This window comes from Commensalibacter sp. W6292M3, assembly GCF_016101315.1.
GTDB classification, from domain to species: domain Bacteria; phylum Pseudomonadota; class Alphaproteobacteria; order Acetobacterales; family Acetobacteraceae; genus Commensalibacter; species Commensalibacter melissae.
This window is the reverse complement of sequence record NZ_JACFQT010000001.1, coordinates 624034-640748: the sequence shown is the minus strand read 5'-3', so window position 1 is coordinate 640748 and position 16715 is coordinate 624034. Positions and strand designations below refer to the sequence as shown.

Annotated in this window: 11 protein-coding genes; 1 reads left to right on the top strand and 10 read right to left on the bottom strand. The window is 38.2% G+C overall.

All coding sequences use genetic code 11. The features are described 5' to 3' along the window. Positions 1–18: 18 nt before the first annotated feature. From H3T57_RS02890 to H3T57_RS02860, 7 genes are read right to left on the bottom strand one after another with little or no spacing between them, the layout of a single operon-like run. Complete coding sequence (locus H3T57_RS02890; protein WP_198193131.1) at positions 19–1593, bottom strand: SUMF1/EgtB/PvdO family nonheme iron enzyme; 1575 nt, start codon at positions 1591–1593, stop codon at positions 19–21. After that, the gene (locus tag H3T57_RS02885; protein WP_198193130.1) at positions 1590–2816 is read right to left on the bottom strand and encodes an ABC transporter permease; all 1227 of its coding nucleotides are present in this window, start codon (positions 2814–2816) and stop codon (positions 1590–1592) included. The genes H3T57_RS02890 and H3T57_RS02885 overlap by 4 nt, the downstream gene beginning before the upstream one ends. Beyond that, the gene (locus tag H3T57_RS02880; RefSeq protein ID WP_198193129.1) at positions 2809–3519 is read right to left on the bottom strand and encodes an ABC transporter ATP-binding protein; all 711 of its coding nucleotides are present in this window, start codon (positions 3517–3519) and stop codon (positions 2809–2811) included. Before H3T57_RS02880 ends, H3T57_RS02885 begins: the two co-directional genes overlap by 8 nt. Beyond that, entirely contained in the window at positions 3519–5471 is a 1953-nt protein-coding gene (locus tag H3T57_RS02875; protein WP_347400959.1) for a vWA domain-containing protein, read from the bottom strand. The genes H3T57_RS02880 and H3T57_RS02875 overlap by 1 nt, the downstream gene beginning before the upstream one ends. Next, positions 5468–6703: a sel1 repeat family protein gene (locus H3T57_RS02870; protein ID WP_198193128.1), complete on the bottom strand. Its 1236-nt coding sequence runs from the start codon at positions 6701–6703 to the stop codon at positions 5468–5470. Before H3T57_RS02870 ends, H3T57_RS02875 begins: the two co-directional genes overlap by 4 nt. A gap of 1 nt (position 6704) precedes the next feature. Further along, entirely contained in the window at positions 6705–9341 is a 2637-nt protein-coding gene (locus tag H3T57_RS02865) for a virulence factor SrfC family protein (protein ID WP_198193127.1), read from the bottom strand. Between the two features lie 16 nt (positions 9342–9357). After that, complete coding sequence (locus H3T57_RS02860; protein WP_198193126.1) at positions 9358–12282, bottom strand: virulence factor SrfB; 2925 nt, start codon at positions 12280–12282, stop codon at positions 9358–9360. 266 nt (positions 12283–12548) lie between these two features. Between H3T57_RS02860 and H3T57_RS02855 the strand changes: the two genes are divergently transcribed. Further along, entirely contained in the window at positions 12549–13916 is a 1368-nt protein-coding gene (locus H3T57_RS02855; RefSeq protein WP_155568166.1) for an MFS transporter, read from the top strand. On the opposite strand, the gene H3T57_RS02850 is transcribed toward H3T57_RS02855, so the two are convergent. Genes H3T57_RS02850 through thiD form a run of 3 tightly spaced genes read right to left on the bottom strand, consistent with a single transcriptional unit; the run spans position 13917 to position 16667 of the window. Then, positions 13917–14840 (bottom strand): retroviral-like aspartic protease family protein, encoded by a 924-nt coding sequence (locus H3T57_RS02850; RefSeq protein WP_198193125.1) that lies wholly within the window; start codon positions 14838–14840, stop codon positions 13917–13919. Next, a complete protein-coding gene (locus H3T57_RS02845; protein ID WP_198193124.1) occupies positions 14837–15820 on the bottom strand; it encodes a tyrosine recombinase XerC in 984 nt (327 codons plus the stop codon). The genes H3T57_RS02850 and H3T57_RS02845 overlap by 4 nt, the downstream gene beginning before the upstream one ends. 46 nt (positions 15821–15866) lie before the next feature. Next, on the bottom strand, positions 15867–16667 hold the full coding sequence (gene thiD / locus H3T57_RS02840; RefSeq protein ID WP_198193123.1) for a bifunctional hydroxymethylpyrimidine kinase/phosphomethylpyrimidine kinase: 801 nt from the start codon (positions 16665–16667) through the stop codon (positions 15867–15869). Positions 16668–16715 lie beyond the last annotated feature (48 nt).

Here is a 16715-nt window from a genome sequence, read left to right as displayed (position 1 = left end):
AAATTAAATTTATAGACTTCAATTATTGTTTTTATTATTGATGTTCACAGAATCTCTTGCCTGATTTGACTGAATATTTTTCATATCTTGCAGAACATATACCTTTGTCCACTTACTTTTTGGTAAAGAGAGCAATACCTGTATTCGATTGGCAAAAAATGCCAGATTATTGAGTTTTCTAGCTTTATATGCTGTTTCAATCATGGTGAATTGTTTTTTTCTATCAATAATCGATGATGAATCTGCTATTTTACGGATAGTTTCCAAATACCCGTCAATTGAATTATTTAAGATTTGTTTATGATTGATAATGTTTGATTTTATATCGTTTTTTTGTTTTTGGCTCAACATATTTAAAAGCGATAATTCCTTTTCCAAAATCAATATTGTATGTTGATTTTCCCAAATATTTAATGCCAAAGCGGATGCCGCTTCAATTTGGGCACGCATGGTTGCCGCCAAGAAATCATTACGAGCTCTGGCATCCTGATCCAGTTGTGTTGATATCTGTTCAAGCCCGGCCTTTAAAGATGCCTCTGTTGTCTGTTTCTTCAGCTTATCAATCAGCTGATGCGTATTGGCTGTCACTTTTTGGGATTTTTGCAATAATTGATTAAACTCTGATGAAGCCTGATTGGTTTCTTGCAGGCTACCCAATGTAGGTGCGGAAATAACAACTCTAAAACCCATGGTTGCGAGATGTGTCGGTTGATTGGTATTTTGATCATATAGAGGGATTTCCTCACGTAATGCCGTATTGAGATCCGATGGATTAAATGTATAATTTCCACCTTTTACAATTATTCCACCTGTTAGTCCATGCTGACGTCCCACACGATTCAAGTGATAATAATCCTGCATCATTTGCCCAACTTCTCCCAACATATCATATAACCCCAAAGGATTTGGTTTCATGCTACCTACCGTTTGAACCTGACCATTTGCCAGTTCCGAACCAGCCATAACATATTCTTCAATTCCTTCTGGCATTGGCCATGTTGGTGCAAGAAAATCCGTTTCGCTAACCTTGTTGCCTCCCTGAGCGGCATAATACCATTCCGCTTCTGTAGGTAAACGGATATAACCATATTTATTACCACGTTTTGGCAATGAATTTTTAGCATGCTGCAATAGCCAAACAGACCACTTTTCAGCAAAATTTTGAGCCTCAAACCATGAAATATTATTGACAGCTTTCTGTCCTGACTGATCGGGTTGTTTACATGAATCCTGATCTAGAATGGCATCATATTGATTTCTTGTAACGTCATATTTCCCAATATAATAGAAATTACTTCCATTCACCCCGCTCGAAAAAGGTGCTGCAAGCTGCTCTTGCCTTATATAATCGCTATAACCTTGCTGGGTTTCAGATTGCCCTATCTGAATTGGTAAATCATCCAAAACTCCACCTTCTGTCGGCACTTCAACCTTACGAAAAACCATTTTACCACCACAAGGCAATGGCAAGGCAAAATCTTCCTTCATTGGATGGATATCTATAAATTTACTTGGCCATGATGCGTTTATTGCTTTTGAAATAGTAGGAAAAAATCCAATACCAAGTCCAATAATCAAAACAATTTGTTTCATAAAGCAATTACCCCTTCCCATGGTTGTATTTTGGCAGCTCTCTTTCCCGATAAAAAACTGATTATGAAACTTGCCCCAAAGGTTAAACAGATAGTTGCCAAAATCAATTCCTTATTCAACAAAAATAAAACATGATTTTGTGGTAAAATATTTTTGAATAAATGATTAATCAGTTCTCCTGCTCCTATCGCGGCAACGAACGAAATTGCCAGACCGCAAAATGCAAGAATAAAAGATTGAAAAAGTGGAAAAAAAATTAAATCCAATGAACAAAACCCAGAATAGCGCAATAAAGCCAGAGATCTATGTTTACGTTCGGTATTTGCCCAAAGGCCAGATCCCAATGAAATACATAAACCGCCCCCTCCTAATGACGCGATTAAGATGAAAAGATATTGCAAGCGTTGTTTTAACGATAATAATCCAGAAACATCTCCTGCTCTTGATATGATATCTATATTGTTATTACGTAGATTCCTGTCTAATTTTGGCACATCAGTCAAATTTTTGGCATATAACCGGAAACCAGAATACATGATATTTGGCGGTATTTTGAAATTATTAACTTGAACGGGCCAGTCTTCAATACCATCCTGATAGGTTTCCACGGCAACAGCCAAAGACAAGGATACAAAGGCGCAATCCTTATCTGTAACGGAGGGTTGCAATACAGATACGACTTTCAAAGGAAAATTTATTTGCTGTTTAGTATTATGATATATTCTTTCAAGAATGGCATTTACTTGGTCTCCCTCATGAATATGCAAATAGCTGGCCGCTGAGGCTGATAAAAAAATTTCATCATTTTTTTGTATAAAAGCTGAAATATTACCTAACAAGGGGTCACCCTTGGCTGAAGGTACTAACATGATATGCCTGCCATCACCATTATTCTTGTCAGTCATATTTTCCATAAACAAACTTGCTGCCAGTGTACGGGTTCGAGGCATGATAAATGCAATATCGTTATTTGAATTAATGTTCTTTATATCATTAAGGGAAAAACTATGATTGGATATTGTGACTATTTCCCTGACATGAGGATCTTCAAGCAATGATTGCCTAATACTGGTTAATACACCACTTCTTAATCCGGCAATGACAATTAAAGGGGCCAAAACTGCGACAATGCCCAGAATATGGCATAATGATAAAATTGGTTCATTTTTCAAGTCTTTCCAGGCAAGTTTAGCGGATAAAAATAAATGCAGATTTTTATGCATGGATCCGTAACCGAGTTATTTTCGTTTCATTATCAATATAACACACCATCTCCTTTAGACCATATTGTAACGCCCGTTTAACATCATGTGAGGTCATGATTAAAACGGATCCAGCCTCTGTTACTGTCTCAACCAATAAATGTAAAATTTCGTCGGCTAGAGTGGGATGAACAGAAGCCGTGGGTTCATCCGCTAAAACAATCATGGGTCTATTGATTAATGCTCTTGCAACAGCCACCCTTTGACGCTGGCCAACAGATACTTGACATGGCTTTTTAGATAAAATTGGTCCAATTTCAAGAAAGGTAATCAACTGATCAAACCAGATTTTGTTCTTTTTTCCAATAATCGATAAGGGTAGAGTTATATTTTCCTTTACAGTTATAAAAGGAATTAGGCCCGCTGTTTGCGGAACAAAACCAAAATATGCTGACCTTAAATGAGCCAATTGATCCTGCCTGTAATTATTCCATAATTTTAAAATATTATTTTGTTCAAAATAGAAATTACATCCTTTTGTCGGTTTCAAGGATAAGGATAGCATTCCCAATATCGTACTTTTACCACATCCTGAAGGACCGGAAATGAGTATACGATCACCATGTTTAATTTCTGCATGATCAATATTGATTTTGATTCCGTCAGAAAATTCATATGCAACATTATCAAGAAAAATAAAGGGATTCCCCGAAAATTCTCTCATCAAGGCAAGGCTTCCAAGGGAACAGGATAAACCGCTTCACCAGGATCTTTGCTTCCAGTTAACTGTACCCAAAGATCAGGATGAGACTCATATTCCTGATAAAGTCGTAAACGGCTTTCAACATTATTCAGAACTGTTCTTTGCGCAATTGCTCCCATTGCCAGCCAATCCTGTTCCGAAATGTTCATGATATCCGACTTATAAGGTAAACCTTGCAAATATTCTCCCAGTAATCCGCCAATATTTTTAGATTGGGAAATTTTTTGCGGATCACGGGCTGCTGTTGCAAAGGCTGAACGAAGTTGGGTAAAAAACGTCTGTGGTTCGGTTCTTCCCGCTAATCCTGTTTTCAAGATGATCTGTAAGGATTGGGCTAAATCTGACAACTGGTTTTTGGTTAAGAGAACACGTACTTCAATGGCCTTTTTAACTGGATTAGTCAGATCCCGATCTGTTGTATAACTCGAAATCACATCAGGAACGGAAGTATTTTCCTCCTTACCCATATAGGCAAGACGCATAGCCTGGCTGACAACTTTGATTTGATCCTCTGCTTTTTTAGATTGAGCATTTTTCTTTGACGGATTCAATCCTGCTATAGGTCGACCTGTTGTATCCGCTACCTGTTGCAATAATGCCATTGTGAGGGTCTGAATCACTTCTGAAAAAGCCTCTGGTGTCCCCCCCCTAACAGGAAAATATAAGGATCCAGCCGTACCAAACTGACTTAGCTTTCTATATTGGCTTGCGGCCCTGGTATGATTATTGATTTTCTGACCTGCAGGCGTTAATAAATGAACAACAAATACAGCAACACCTTTTGATTCAGCAAGCTGTTTGATTTCTTCAATTCCCAGTTTAGTTATACTGTGAGGATCATTTGCCTCCCTTGCACCTGCATCCGTCACCAGAATAATATATTTACCAGCCGATTGATTCCAGTCAATTTCATCAAGTGCGGTTTTAATTCCAGCGATAGCGTCCTCGTCAAAAGATTTTGACGAAACTTTTGCATCATGAACAGAAGCTATGGCATTGTTAACACTATCCACAGGTTGCTTGAAATCGGGTCTTGCAAAAACCTTTGTTTCATATTCCAGTGACGGATTATCTTTTAAACTGTCCCGAAAGGCAACCAATCCAAAACGAAAATTATTTTTAACCGCTGTATTTTTTATTGAATTAATCAATGATTTAACCGCTGCCTGAGTTTGTTCAATATAGGGTTCCATACTTACAGTCGTATCCATAACAAACACCAAACTGGCCTTGAAATTCCTCAAATTCGCTGGCGATGAATCAGGTTTGCTTTTTTGTGACGGAGCGGAAACGACATGAAGCAAACGTAATGGAGGACCACTAGGACGATCTATCTGCTGGGCATCAAGAATTGGCAGCAAATAGAAATTATGAGTGATATCTACATATGTTTCAGGTTCCATGGCTATCACCGGGCCAGGATTACCGGCCAGCGCATTTCTTGCTAATTCCTTGGCTTTATCCCCACCAGATTGATCCAGCAATATCTGTTTTTCATCCTGTTCATTTTTCATGAACAATGAACGCTCACGTCCAGCCGGATTGGTAAAGGCACCAACCATTGTATGCGCCCAGTTAATTACTTTATCAGCTGGCACCCAGCCTACAATATGACCCTGGGTATCGCTTCCAACCTGCAACCAATCTTCATTTCCCTGTGTATCTTTCTGACGTTTATAAACATAAAAAACCTTGAAACCCTCAATCGGTTTCGCATTCTGATTTGAGGGTGAATCTGATAAGACAACACCAGGTCTAGTTATGATTTTTTGATAAAGATTATGTTTTCCTTCCATAAGCAATGGTGTGGAGGATGGGGAAACAGCAGTATCAGCAAAAATAACTGAGGAACTTTCTATTGCTGAAAAATACAATAGCGAAAGAATTAATGATTTATTCAGAATTTTTCTCACTGCCAAAAATCCTTTAACGTAAGACGGGCCATTTCGTCCCCTGTTTCAGCTTTTTTACTTAACCAGTCATACAATGCTTGACGTGGGGCTCTAACTTCTTGGGACCCTTTTTGGGCAGCCATCTGGAAATATCGTGCCGCTTCACGCATATCAGGACTGGGAATGGGACCATCCACCTTGAAATTTACAGGACTGTAAAGTAAACCCAACTTGACCATTGCTTCACTTTCCCCCTTGGATGCTGCATTTTCCAATAACAAAATTCCATCATCAGCCTGCTTATTTTCTAACCGCCTTTCCCCCTCTTTAGTAATAGCCAATGTGCTGGGCGCTTTGCTAAGAACATCCTGTAGTGGCATCAATTCCAGATTCTCCGCCTTGTTTTTGGAATTGGATTTGGTTGATTCAGGAAAAGATTGTTTCTGGGAATTTTCAGATTGTTTTCCATTATCATTATTCTTTTTATCATTACTCTGTTTTAGTACTGGTTTGTTTTCTATAGTTTTTTCCTTAACAGAAAGATTTTTATTGGGAACATGATGTTTTTTTATATAAATTCCTGTTCCAATGCTGAATAACGACAAAAGACCCAAACCTGATCCTAAAATTATCCATGGTAGTTTGCTTCTGGTCTTGTTTGATTCTCCATGCAGATTTTCACTATTCAATAAATCCTCTTTCTGTGGAAAAAAGGAGCGTTTCTTTTGTATCTCTGGATTTATGACCGGTAAATCAGGTTTGTTTTCATTCTGATTAACTCGATTATTTTCAGTATCCATTACAACAGTTTCTATATCCGGTTCAGCTCCCGATTGATCCAGGAAAACAGTGGGTTCTTCTTGTTGCCCATTTATTTTATCAACTATTTCTAAATTTTTTTTCTCTTTCCCGGGACTGCTGACATCATCTATTTTTTTATTTTCAACAACTTTTCTGGAAACACTTCGTTTGCCGATAATGGGAGGCCAGATTACGGTTTGGACAAGATCCAGTTCCGGAACCTTGATCTGGCATGGGCTCCCCGCCTCCAGTAAATCACATAAACGGTCAGCTTCAATAAATAAAACCAGATCATTTCCTTGTTGTTCCTGACGTATAACCTTTTGAACAGGAATTGAGGGAAATTGTGGAAACGTAATATTAAAATTCTGTCCCTTCAAATCTGCCTTACTTATTACGGTAATAGCGGCTTCACCTGGTCCTGATGCAGAAATTTTTAATACCGAATTCATTTTATAAACCTTTTAATACGGTTATGATACGCCCCAGGGCTTCATTTGCAGCTGGATCAATTCCATCAAGACTGGACGCGCCAGCATTTTCTTCAAATCGCTGTACCATGGCTGAAATCCAATCTCGAACAAAACGTTCGTGATATGGAACGGGATGTTCAGGTAAAATCAATATATCATTGGGTGCCTCTCTTGGTTCGAATACATGATGCTCACCCTTTAATCCTCTTGTCATGGGTCTTTCAGATAATGGTACGGAATGATAACCCAAATAATAAACAAAATTACCAATTTCCATTTCTGCCAACAAAACCTGTGTTTCACCCTTTAATGAACCACTGGTGAAAAGCGCCGCATTGCGTCTTAATTGTTCAGCAAGCCTATCCCTGAGATTTAACCGTCTTGCAAGCAAGGATATCTCTGCCGTTAATGCGGTTAATTGTTCTGTTGAAATATAAAAATGCTGTTCAACCTGATCATTACGAGAAAAATCATCCATAATATGATTCCATTTGGACAATACTAAATCGGCATATTGTTCATGACGATCTTTTGCCTGTCCCGTATCCACTTCTTTTTCCTGTTTTTGATCCGATAAATCAGCATCTGGAAACATATCCTGAAAAAGATCGTCTACATCACTTGTTCGACCGATCAACAATCTCTGGTTGGAAAGCTGCATTTCCATACTATGCCATGCTTCCATCATATCCTCTCGCCTAACCTGGAGTGACCGTAACAAAGATCCAAACATTTGTGATTTGACGGATTGCATCAATGATAGAGCTATTGATTGAGCCTCCGATGAAGCCTTTTTGATAGCTTCTTCCGTATTGCCACTATGATAATAAGGTGAAATGAAACGTGCCAGGTTAACAGCAAGATGTTCGATCTGTCCATTAATCTGTTCAACTTTTAACCGTGCGTCACATACTTTTCCCAATGCACCGGCAAGATAGGTGATACCTCCATCATTTGGCTGCAAAACAGCATTCCATGCCTTTTCAGGATTAGCCACATAACGCTTGATTTCAGGATTACTCAAATAAGCCTGTTTCATCGTTTCAACTAATTTTTTTGCCCGTTCAGCAATTCCAGCTTCTTCCTTATGTCCGTTAACGACCGTATAATCCATAACAGCTGGGAAACTTATAGAGGGACTGCGTAACCAGTAAAGATTATTGAAAGGATGATTATCTCTCCAATTCTCAATCCAACTGCACGTTTTAAAAAAGTCAATTAGACTTGCATTAATTCTGGCTGTCCATCTTGTGCTTGATGAAGGAGATTCTCCCGCTTTTTGTTCAAACTCCCGATCAAATTTTGTCAAAACAACAAACAAATTATCTCTTTGTCTATTACGTTCTTCTTCCGTCGCACCGATACTGTTTCTTACCCATCCATCAATCATACCTGGCAGGGTTGAAACATTCTGTATGGAATCACCAATACACAATAACATTGCCGAAATTTCACGTTCGGCTTCATAGCGTTGAAAAAGATAGGCCACCTTTCCCCGAAGAAATAAACGTCCCAAAGCTTCTGGTGCCTGGAGAAACGCTTGTGGATCGTAAATCATTTCTCTTGATCTTGCGCCAGGAAAATCAAGCAAATCCGTTTCCTTGAGAAATGCCCATGGAGCATCACTTCCTATTGGAACGGTTAATTCTGCCGTCAATGCCGTTACAATTGAACGATCAATTGATTGTCTTTCCCCTTTTGAAGTCAAAACGGTAATTTTATCCTGGGAATTCATTCCAAGCGTGAATAGAGTTTCAACATTCAATATACTTTTTTCTCTTGGCTTCAGTGCTTCTGTAGAGCAATAGACATTTTCCGTTTTTCCCAAATTTCCTAAAACTGTAAATAAATTTCTTCCTAAATTGGTAAATTGCCCCAGATTGTTCCATAATGGTGAAAACAAGACAGCCGATTCATGAGCTGGAATATACGGAACGGTTTCCCTCAGTTGCTGCCAGTAAATTTCTCTTAATTTTTCAAATCTATGATGGTCGGGATATTGTTTTTTCAAATATTCATATAGAACCTCTATATCATCAATATCTATAATTGAATTAATGATCTTGTCTTGCATAAAAGGTTTCATGGACTGAAACAAATTCTGTAGTGACTGATCGTCAATTTCGGCATCTTTTGTCTTAAAATCCTCAATTGATGTATTGGTCAATATTTTTATGACATCAACCGCTGACAACAATCGTAATGGAACAGGCATATTTTCATCAATAACGTCAATTTTCCGCGTCGTAAAACGAGATACAAGCCCCGTTGACTCATTACCCCCTTGTGGATTCATATCCGTTAAGAAATTAAGATTTTCTTTTTGATAATACGCTATCAATGCCTGTCCTGGTTTTGTCGCCAAACTTGAAACAAGATAGGATTTACCTGCCTGAGACGCTCCAAAAACCGCCACGGCAGGTGGCTGGTAAGCAGCATTGTCAAGTTGTCTGGCCTGCCGACGAAATCGCCTAAGGGTATATTTGACTGCATCCCCATCTCCCCTAATAGCTTTTGGATTATCTTCAAACCAGTGTAAAGCCATATCAACAGAACATAATACATTCCCGGTTCTTTTTTGTAGATGCCTGGTCATTTCTTGAATATCGTTTGGCATATTAAATAATCTTTCTCTAGGCTAAGGTAAAGCGACCTGTATCACGCCAATAACCTTCGGAATTCATCATGGTTTGCAATCTCAGGACCAAAAGCCGGGTGGGATATTGCTCGCCATTCCGATCTGTTATTTCAACAATCCTGAATTGTTCGCGATCTGAATAATCATTTTTTAGATTTTCCTTTTCTTGATCGATATCCTGACGCTTAATTGTTACCGTCAAAGGCAGGGCAATTTTATTCAGAGCATTGAAATTATTTATTTCCAAAACATATAATGGCGACGCTGGCCATCTTTCAATTCCAAGCTGACGAAAACCAATCTTGGTGGTATTTTCAAAATCATCAATCTTGAAACCTACATCTTCTTGAAGCTTCCTTTCGGGTAAATCTATATTCGAAAGCCAAACATTTTTATTCCTCAACTGACCATTTTTTTCCAAACGACCAATAAAACGCACAGTGGAATACATATGCAAATCACGTGATCGTAATACAAAATTCTGTAACTTCCCTTCCGCTTGCAAACATAAAGATGCACCAACTACAACGGTGGTTTTTGGATCACTTATACGGTTCTGAGCATCACGGAAAGAATAATATGCACCAACACGATAATGGTACATACCTATAATACGGTGAACCGGAACCGGCATGGCGGCCATAATCATATCAACAATTCTGCGTAATCTTGAAGGTCTACCTGAAATCAACAAGACATCACAATCATAGGTCCAAATTGCTTCGCACAATTTCGCTATGACATCACCCATAACATATGTGATCGAGGCCTCAACCTGTTGCACCTTGGCTATGATTTCCAAGTCGGTTATTTTAAAATTTTCTGCTCCTGCCTTTTTGGCAAGGGTCTGAATGTAATTTTGGGATCGCTCGATATTTTCCTTGTCCTCACCAAGAACATCGCCAATATGGAATGCATCAAGTATATCGATTGTTCGATCAGTTAAATTTTCATAACGGGACAATATTGCCAATGCAACCGGTTCCAAAACATTATTGACAAAAAGCTGTCTTAAATGACGCTCCTGTTCTGATTGCCCTCCCCAGTCCTGTCCAATGGCGGAACTAAAAAATGCCTGGGTGTCAATTACGCCCGCTTTACGTAGGGAATTTTCCATTATGGGTAAAATGATATGCGTTATGATATGTTCAAGAATATCATCCCCTGCTATTTTAAAGCTTTCCCTAAATTCCTGATGTGGACAAATTGTCTCACCCACAGGCACAGAATAGGAACTTATCATCAAATCAGTCGTTCCACCTCCAATATCCAAGCTTGCTATCCTAATTTTCGGTATCCGGTTATCAGTTTCCCTATCTTTATCGACATGACCGTTTAATTGCATGAACTCATCCACATTTCCACCGAGACGTTCGGTAATCTCGTTATATAACCAAACGATTTGGGTTGCTGTTGCCTCATCAAGATGCGTGTGAATTTTTGGCCGTTCTTTTGTAGATATACCCAGCATTTCGCAATATAAATCAATGGCTGAAATCGCACGATTACGTAAGATTTTCTGTTCCGCTACCGGCATACCGGGAGGTAAAGTCAATGTTACTGACCGAAGATGTCTCATTAAAGTTTTATTTTGTCTTTGTTCACGATTTTGAGGCGAGTTCATCTGTAATCTCGCTTGAAACAAAATTTCCACAAGCATAAAGGTAAATAATGAACTCCGTGAAAAATTTGGTTGTGTGGTGATATTCTCCCCTATTAAACGTTCCTCCTCAGTCAAAACACGACCATCCGGTGAAATCATTGCCATAAATGCCCCCGTAACTGGAGGATCGATTATTCTGCCCGAAATACCCATGGAACGGCTATTGTAACGCCAGCTTTGTAAAGATAAACGCGTGTCCCATATATATCTTTTAGGAGATGTGATACCGGTTATACCTTCATTTCCAATTCTTGTCCCTGCCAAATGTGCCGCCTCATAACCTACCCTGACCGGACTTGGCCAATAAAAGGCAGACACCCTTCCGGAACGACGAGAGAGAAGATCACTTCCAAAATTTGCACGAGCAAATTCTATACAGCTTGGAAATGGTTTGTCATATTTAAGATTGGGACGTGAAAGATCTCTAAGAATCAAAGGATAGCTATTTGAAAAATTAACATCCTGTCCCGGATGATCCTCAACTAAAATTCCACAGCTCCTTGAATTTCCCAAATCCAGAATTAGGTCTACCTCAACCGGCACTTGTGATGTTATTCCCTTACCACCATCCAGCAAATGCACTGATGGTAAGGTTTGCAAGGAGGTTAAAATCTGTAGGAATGCCTGATAGACGGCATAATGCCAACAATATCGTTCTTCATATAAAGAACTATTGACAACATTTTCCTGTTTGATTTTCAAAAGCCAATCACCCACCCATCCTTCATTCAAAAACCATGCCACATCAGTAAAATTAGAAACGAATTTATAACAGTCCTGTCTTTGGCTATCTTCTATAGTGGGTGCATTATAAATTTCATTATTATCCTGTGTTTGCAAACTTGTATCGAATACAAGATCAAATTGATACAAATCCTCCCTTATCTGTGTAAGATATCCACGTACCCAATTTGCCGGTCCATTTCGAAAATGCTCATCACCTGTTTCTTCACCCGATATGAGCGCAAAAAAAGGCAAGGGTATCCATTGATGCAGAAACATTTGCATCATCCCTTTCCAGGAAACCTCATAAATCTGATTTTCAGGTGGAACCTGACCGGATTGAACATCCCTCAACACACCTGTTTCGGGATCCTCCCTAAGGGAATGCAAGATATAACGTGGTGTACCATCATCATATTCACCATTACGCTCTTCCCAAAACCAGCAATGAACATTTTTTAATTGCGCAACAGGAATTTTTATAGACCAAAACTGTATTCCACTGTCAGGAATTAAAGTGATGATACGAGACATATGATTCTCAATCCCCTGAGAAATATTAGGACACAAATTGATAGATTAAACTATAACAGCTATTATAAAATAAAAAATAAATAATTGAATTATTTTAACGACCGAATTTTTATGAAATAATTTTGAAAATCTATTTAAATATAAATTTCAACCAATTAAAAAATAAATAATATTCTGAGTATGATTGAACATTATATTTATTAAGTTTCATATCTTGACTATATAAATCAAATACCGTACCTAAATTACTAGGTATATTAATAATCATGAACATTCCGATTGAAAACAATCAAAAACGGTTTTTACCCATTGTCGCAGCAATATCATTTTTCATGGCTGCACTTGATTCAACTGCCGTCAATACAATAATTCCCTACTTATCCAATTTTTTTAACACACCTTTATTCAAAACAAAAAATATCATTATTTATTATATGGTGGCTGGATCCCTATTTATTCCTCTTACGGGATATCTATGCCAAAAACATGGATGTCGCATAATTTTTTGTCTTTCGCTGGCAATTTTTACATCTGGTTCTCTTTTATGCGGACTTTCCCATAACTTGAATGAATTGTTAATCGCAAGGATTATTCAGGGTTCTGGAGGAGCACTTATGCTGCCGATCGGTCGATTGGCAATTATCCAGACCTTTTCCAAAGACGAACTGGTAAAAGCATTAAGTATGGTAACCCTTCCCGCTTTGACTGGTCCCTTGATCGGTCCCATTGTTGGGGGGATGATCACTTCTTATTTTCATTGGTCTCTAATATTTTTAATCAATATACCCTTCGGTATTCTTGGAATTATATTTGCCTTACGAATTTTTCCCGATATCAAGGATAAATCAATTAAAATGGATTATACAGGGTACGGAATATTTGCCATTTCAATAGCCTTTCTTACCTATGCACTCAGTCTATTTAGTGAAACAAAACAATTTAAAATTCCAACCCTGATTCTTATTCTGGGCATCCTTTTAATGATATTTTACTGGATAAAATCCTATAATCATAAACACCCCTTATTTCATCACAACCTTTTTAAAGTAAGAAGCTTCACAATTGGAATTTTCGGTAACATCGTTGCACGTATCGGATGCGGCGCCGTACCATTCATGCTGCCATTGATGTTACAAATTCTATTGGGACTTTCACCCGTAAAATGTGGTTTTGCAATGTTACCATTGGCCATTGCTTCTTTTGTAGGAAAATCTTTCGTCGATCAGATTATAAGACAGACCGGTTACCGACGTTTTCTGTTTATCAACACTATATTGCTCAGTTTTTCATATATTTCGTATGTAACTGTAACAAGTTCATCCAGCTGGACATTATTGATTGTTCTAATGCTCATTACTGGATTTATAAATTCCATTCAATTTACAGCCATGAATACAGTTACCGTTATTGATCTATCTTTTAGTAAACAACCTTCAGGAAGCGGTTTATTATCCACAGTCATGCAACTTTCCATGGCTTCTGGTGTTGCCGTCTCTGCAATACTTTTAAATGTAGATCAATCTTTGCATCCCAATTCCGCTCCTGCAATACATTTTCATTTTACATGGTTTTGGTTGGGTATAACGACACTTTTCAGCTCTTTTATCTTTTGGTTTTTGCCAAAAGGAAAATAATTATTCTTCTTTATTATTTATAAAATACAATTTTTCCCGTTTATAGGATATCCATATTTTATTTAGTGCAAACCAGTCTGAACCAATCAGCATATCTGCTTCATCATGCAATGGGGATACGGTCAATGTAGGTTTGATTTCAACCTGTCCACCAATTTCGAAACGCTTAAATTGATACCAGTGATAAACAACCTCTTTTGAACCAATCGAGCTTGCCAGTCCACCCGGACGTGTGGCCAGCTCATCTTCATGAATTCCCATTTCTTTTACTTTTTGAAGGGCAACTATTCGGGATCGTGCACCACTGTCAATTAGGGCTTCTAGGGGAAACTGATCAATTCTTACCTTTGTAAACACACGAAAACCTTTTTTGTCCAAATCAGTAATATGACCTTTTTCTTGCCAAAAAGGTGGTACCATACATAATAATGAATGGCTGTTCACCTCCCATAAATTCAGCTTTCCTGTTTTTAATGAAAATTCAACATCAAAATTTGATAATATATCTCCACCGATCAATCCTGAAATGGCAGGTTTAATTCTTGGAAATTGAGGTAAATTACCAACTGGTATAGATAAAGCGCCCAGATTGTACGTTCCTATGTGCATATTTCGGATAAAAACATTTTGTACTGTTTTACTTCCCCCTTTTGAACCCAGTATTATTGTTTTTTGGCCTGGATCCACAGGTAAATGCAGCCTTGAAGCTCCATCCAAAGAAATAAGACTTCCTTCTGAACCTGTGTCAATAATCAGGGAAACCATTTGTCCATTAATTTGAAAATCCCCTATTATATATCCTCCTATATTTCTGAGAGGAATTTGCGCAATTTTTTCATAACTGCATAAATTCCTTTCGGCTTTGGCAGAATCAAAAGACCATAAGCCTGTAAAAAAATAAAATGTCAGAATGAGTTTTTTCATATTTTTCTATTTATATTCGCTTTGGGATGGGCTTTATTCCATACTTCAAGTAAATGAGATTCATCCATCAATGTATAACGCTGCGTTGTAGACAGGCTTGCATGTCCTAACAACATCTGTATTGTTCTTAAATCTCCTCCGTTTTGTAAAATATGGGTGGCAAATGAATGACGTAGAGCATGAGGTGTTGCCAATTCTGACAATCCTGTCATGCGTCTGTATTCACGCATATTTTTTTGGGCAATCGATGGATTTAACCTTTTGCCTTTAACACCGACAAAAACTGGTGATTGAGATTTTATCATAAAAGGGTAATGTTTTTCCCATTTTATTAATGCCTCAGCCACATAGGACAAAATCGGCACAAGTCGTTCCTTATTTCCTTTACCGGTTATCCTTAGGGTTGCACCCTCATGGGTCAGATCTGCATTTCTGAGATCCCCCCAATTTAAGGATAAGGCTTCAGACAACCGCAAACCACAACCATACAACAATGTAAATAAAGCGATGTCACGATTTTGAGTCATTGGGGACTGATCAACAATCGCAATATTCCTAGTCAACTCTGAAGCCTCTTTTTCCGTCAATGGATGAGGTAAAGGTTGATTGACCTTTGGAATCTTTATTAATGAAGCAATATTATTCTCAATATAATAAAACCTTGCCAAAAAGCGATAAAATGACCGCAATGCGGATAAACGTCTTTTACGTGTACGGATTGCGGCATCTTGCGTATGTCGACCCTGACCAAGATAATGACTTTTAAGGGCTTTGTTATTTTCATCCGCCATCCATGCTCTGACATCCTTATATGAAAGATCGGCAAGATCATGCCCGGTTATTTCTTTACCCCTATAATTTGCAAAAAATTGTAAAAAAAGGGTTAAATCTTGTTGATAGGCAATAATACTATTAGATGAGGCTCTTTGACTGTCCCTCATCCATTTCAAGAAATGCTTTAAATAATCTTCTGCCAGCATGATTGGATCCTTTTCAACACGATTCTGTCACTGAAATGATAATTTATTATAAATTCCATATTCTGTAAAAATGATTGACCGGCCCATGTCCCTTACCCACTTGCAGCTGATTGCCAGCCTTAAGTGCATGCCCTAGATAAGTCTTGGCCTCTCTGACCGCATCAGGAATTTCCATAACGGGAATCAAGGCTGTTATGGCAGAAGACAACGTGCATCCTGTACCGTGATTATTATTTGTCAGCACTCTTTCATCCTCATAATCGAAAATTTCATTCTTATTACATAATACATCTAAACAGTTAAATCCCTCGAGATGTCCCCCTTTTAACAAAACCCAATGAGATCCAAATGAAAGTAATTTCTGTGCCTCCTCTTTCATTTCCAGCATTGTTATTGGATCATCTCTATTCAATAAAACGCATGCCTCCGGGATATTTGGGGTAATAAGGGTGGCAAGAGGAAATAGTTCGTCCTTCAATGCATTAACTGCCGCATCATTGATCAAATGATCACCGCTTTTTGCCACCATGACAGGATCAATAACGACCTTGGCAACATTATATTCTCTCAATTTCTGGGCTACAATCCTGACAATAAGCTCATTGCCAAGCATTCCGATTTTGACAGCGTCAACATGGATATCCTGAAAAATCGCATCGATCTGATCTGCAACCATTTTAGGATCCATAATTTGAAAAGATCTTACCCCTTGGGTATTTTGCGCAACAACCGCCGTTATAACTGACATTGCATAGGTTCTCAATGCGGAAAAAGTTTTGATATCAGCCTGGATTCCCGCCCCTCCACTTGGATCGGTTCCAGCAATTGTTAAAATATTTTTAATCATGTAGATCCCAATTTATGTCTAATATTTTATGATTATAGCTTTAATTCA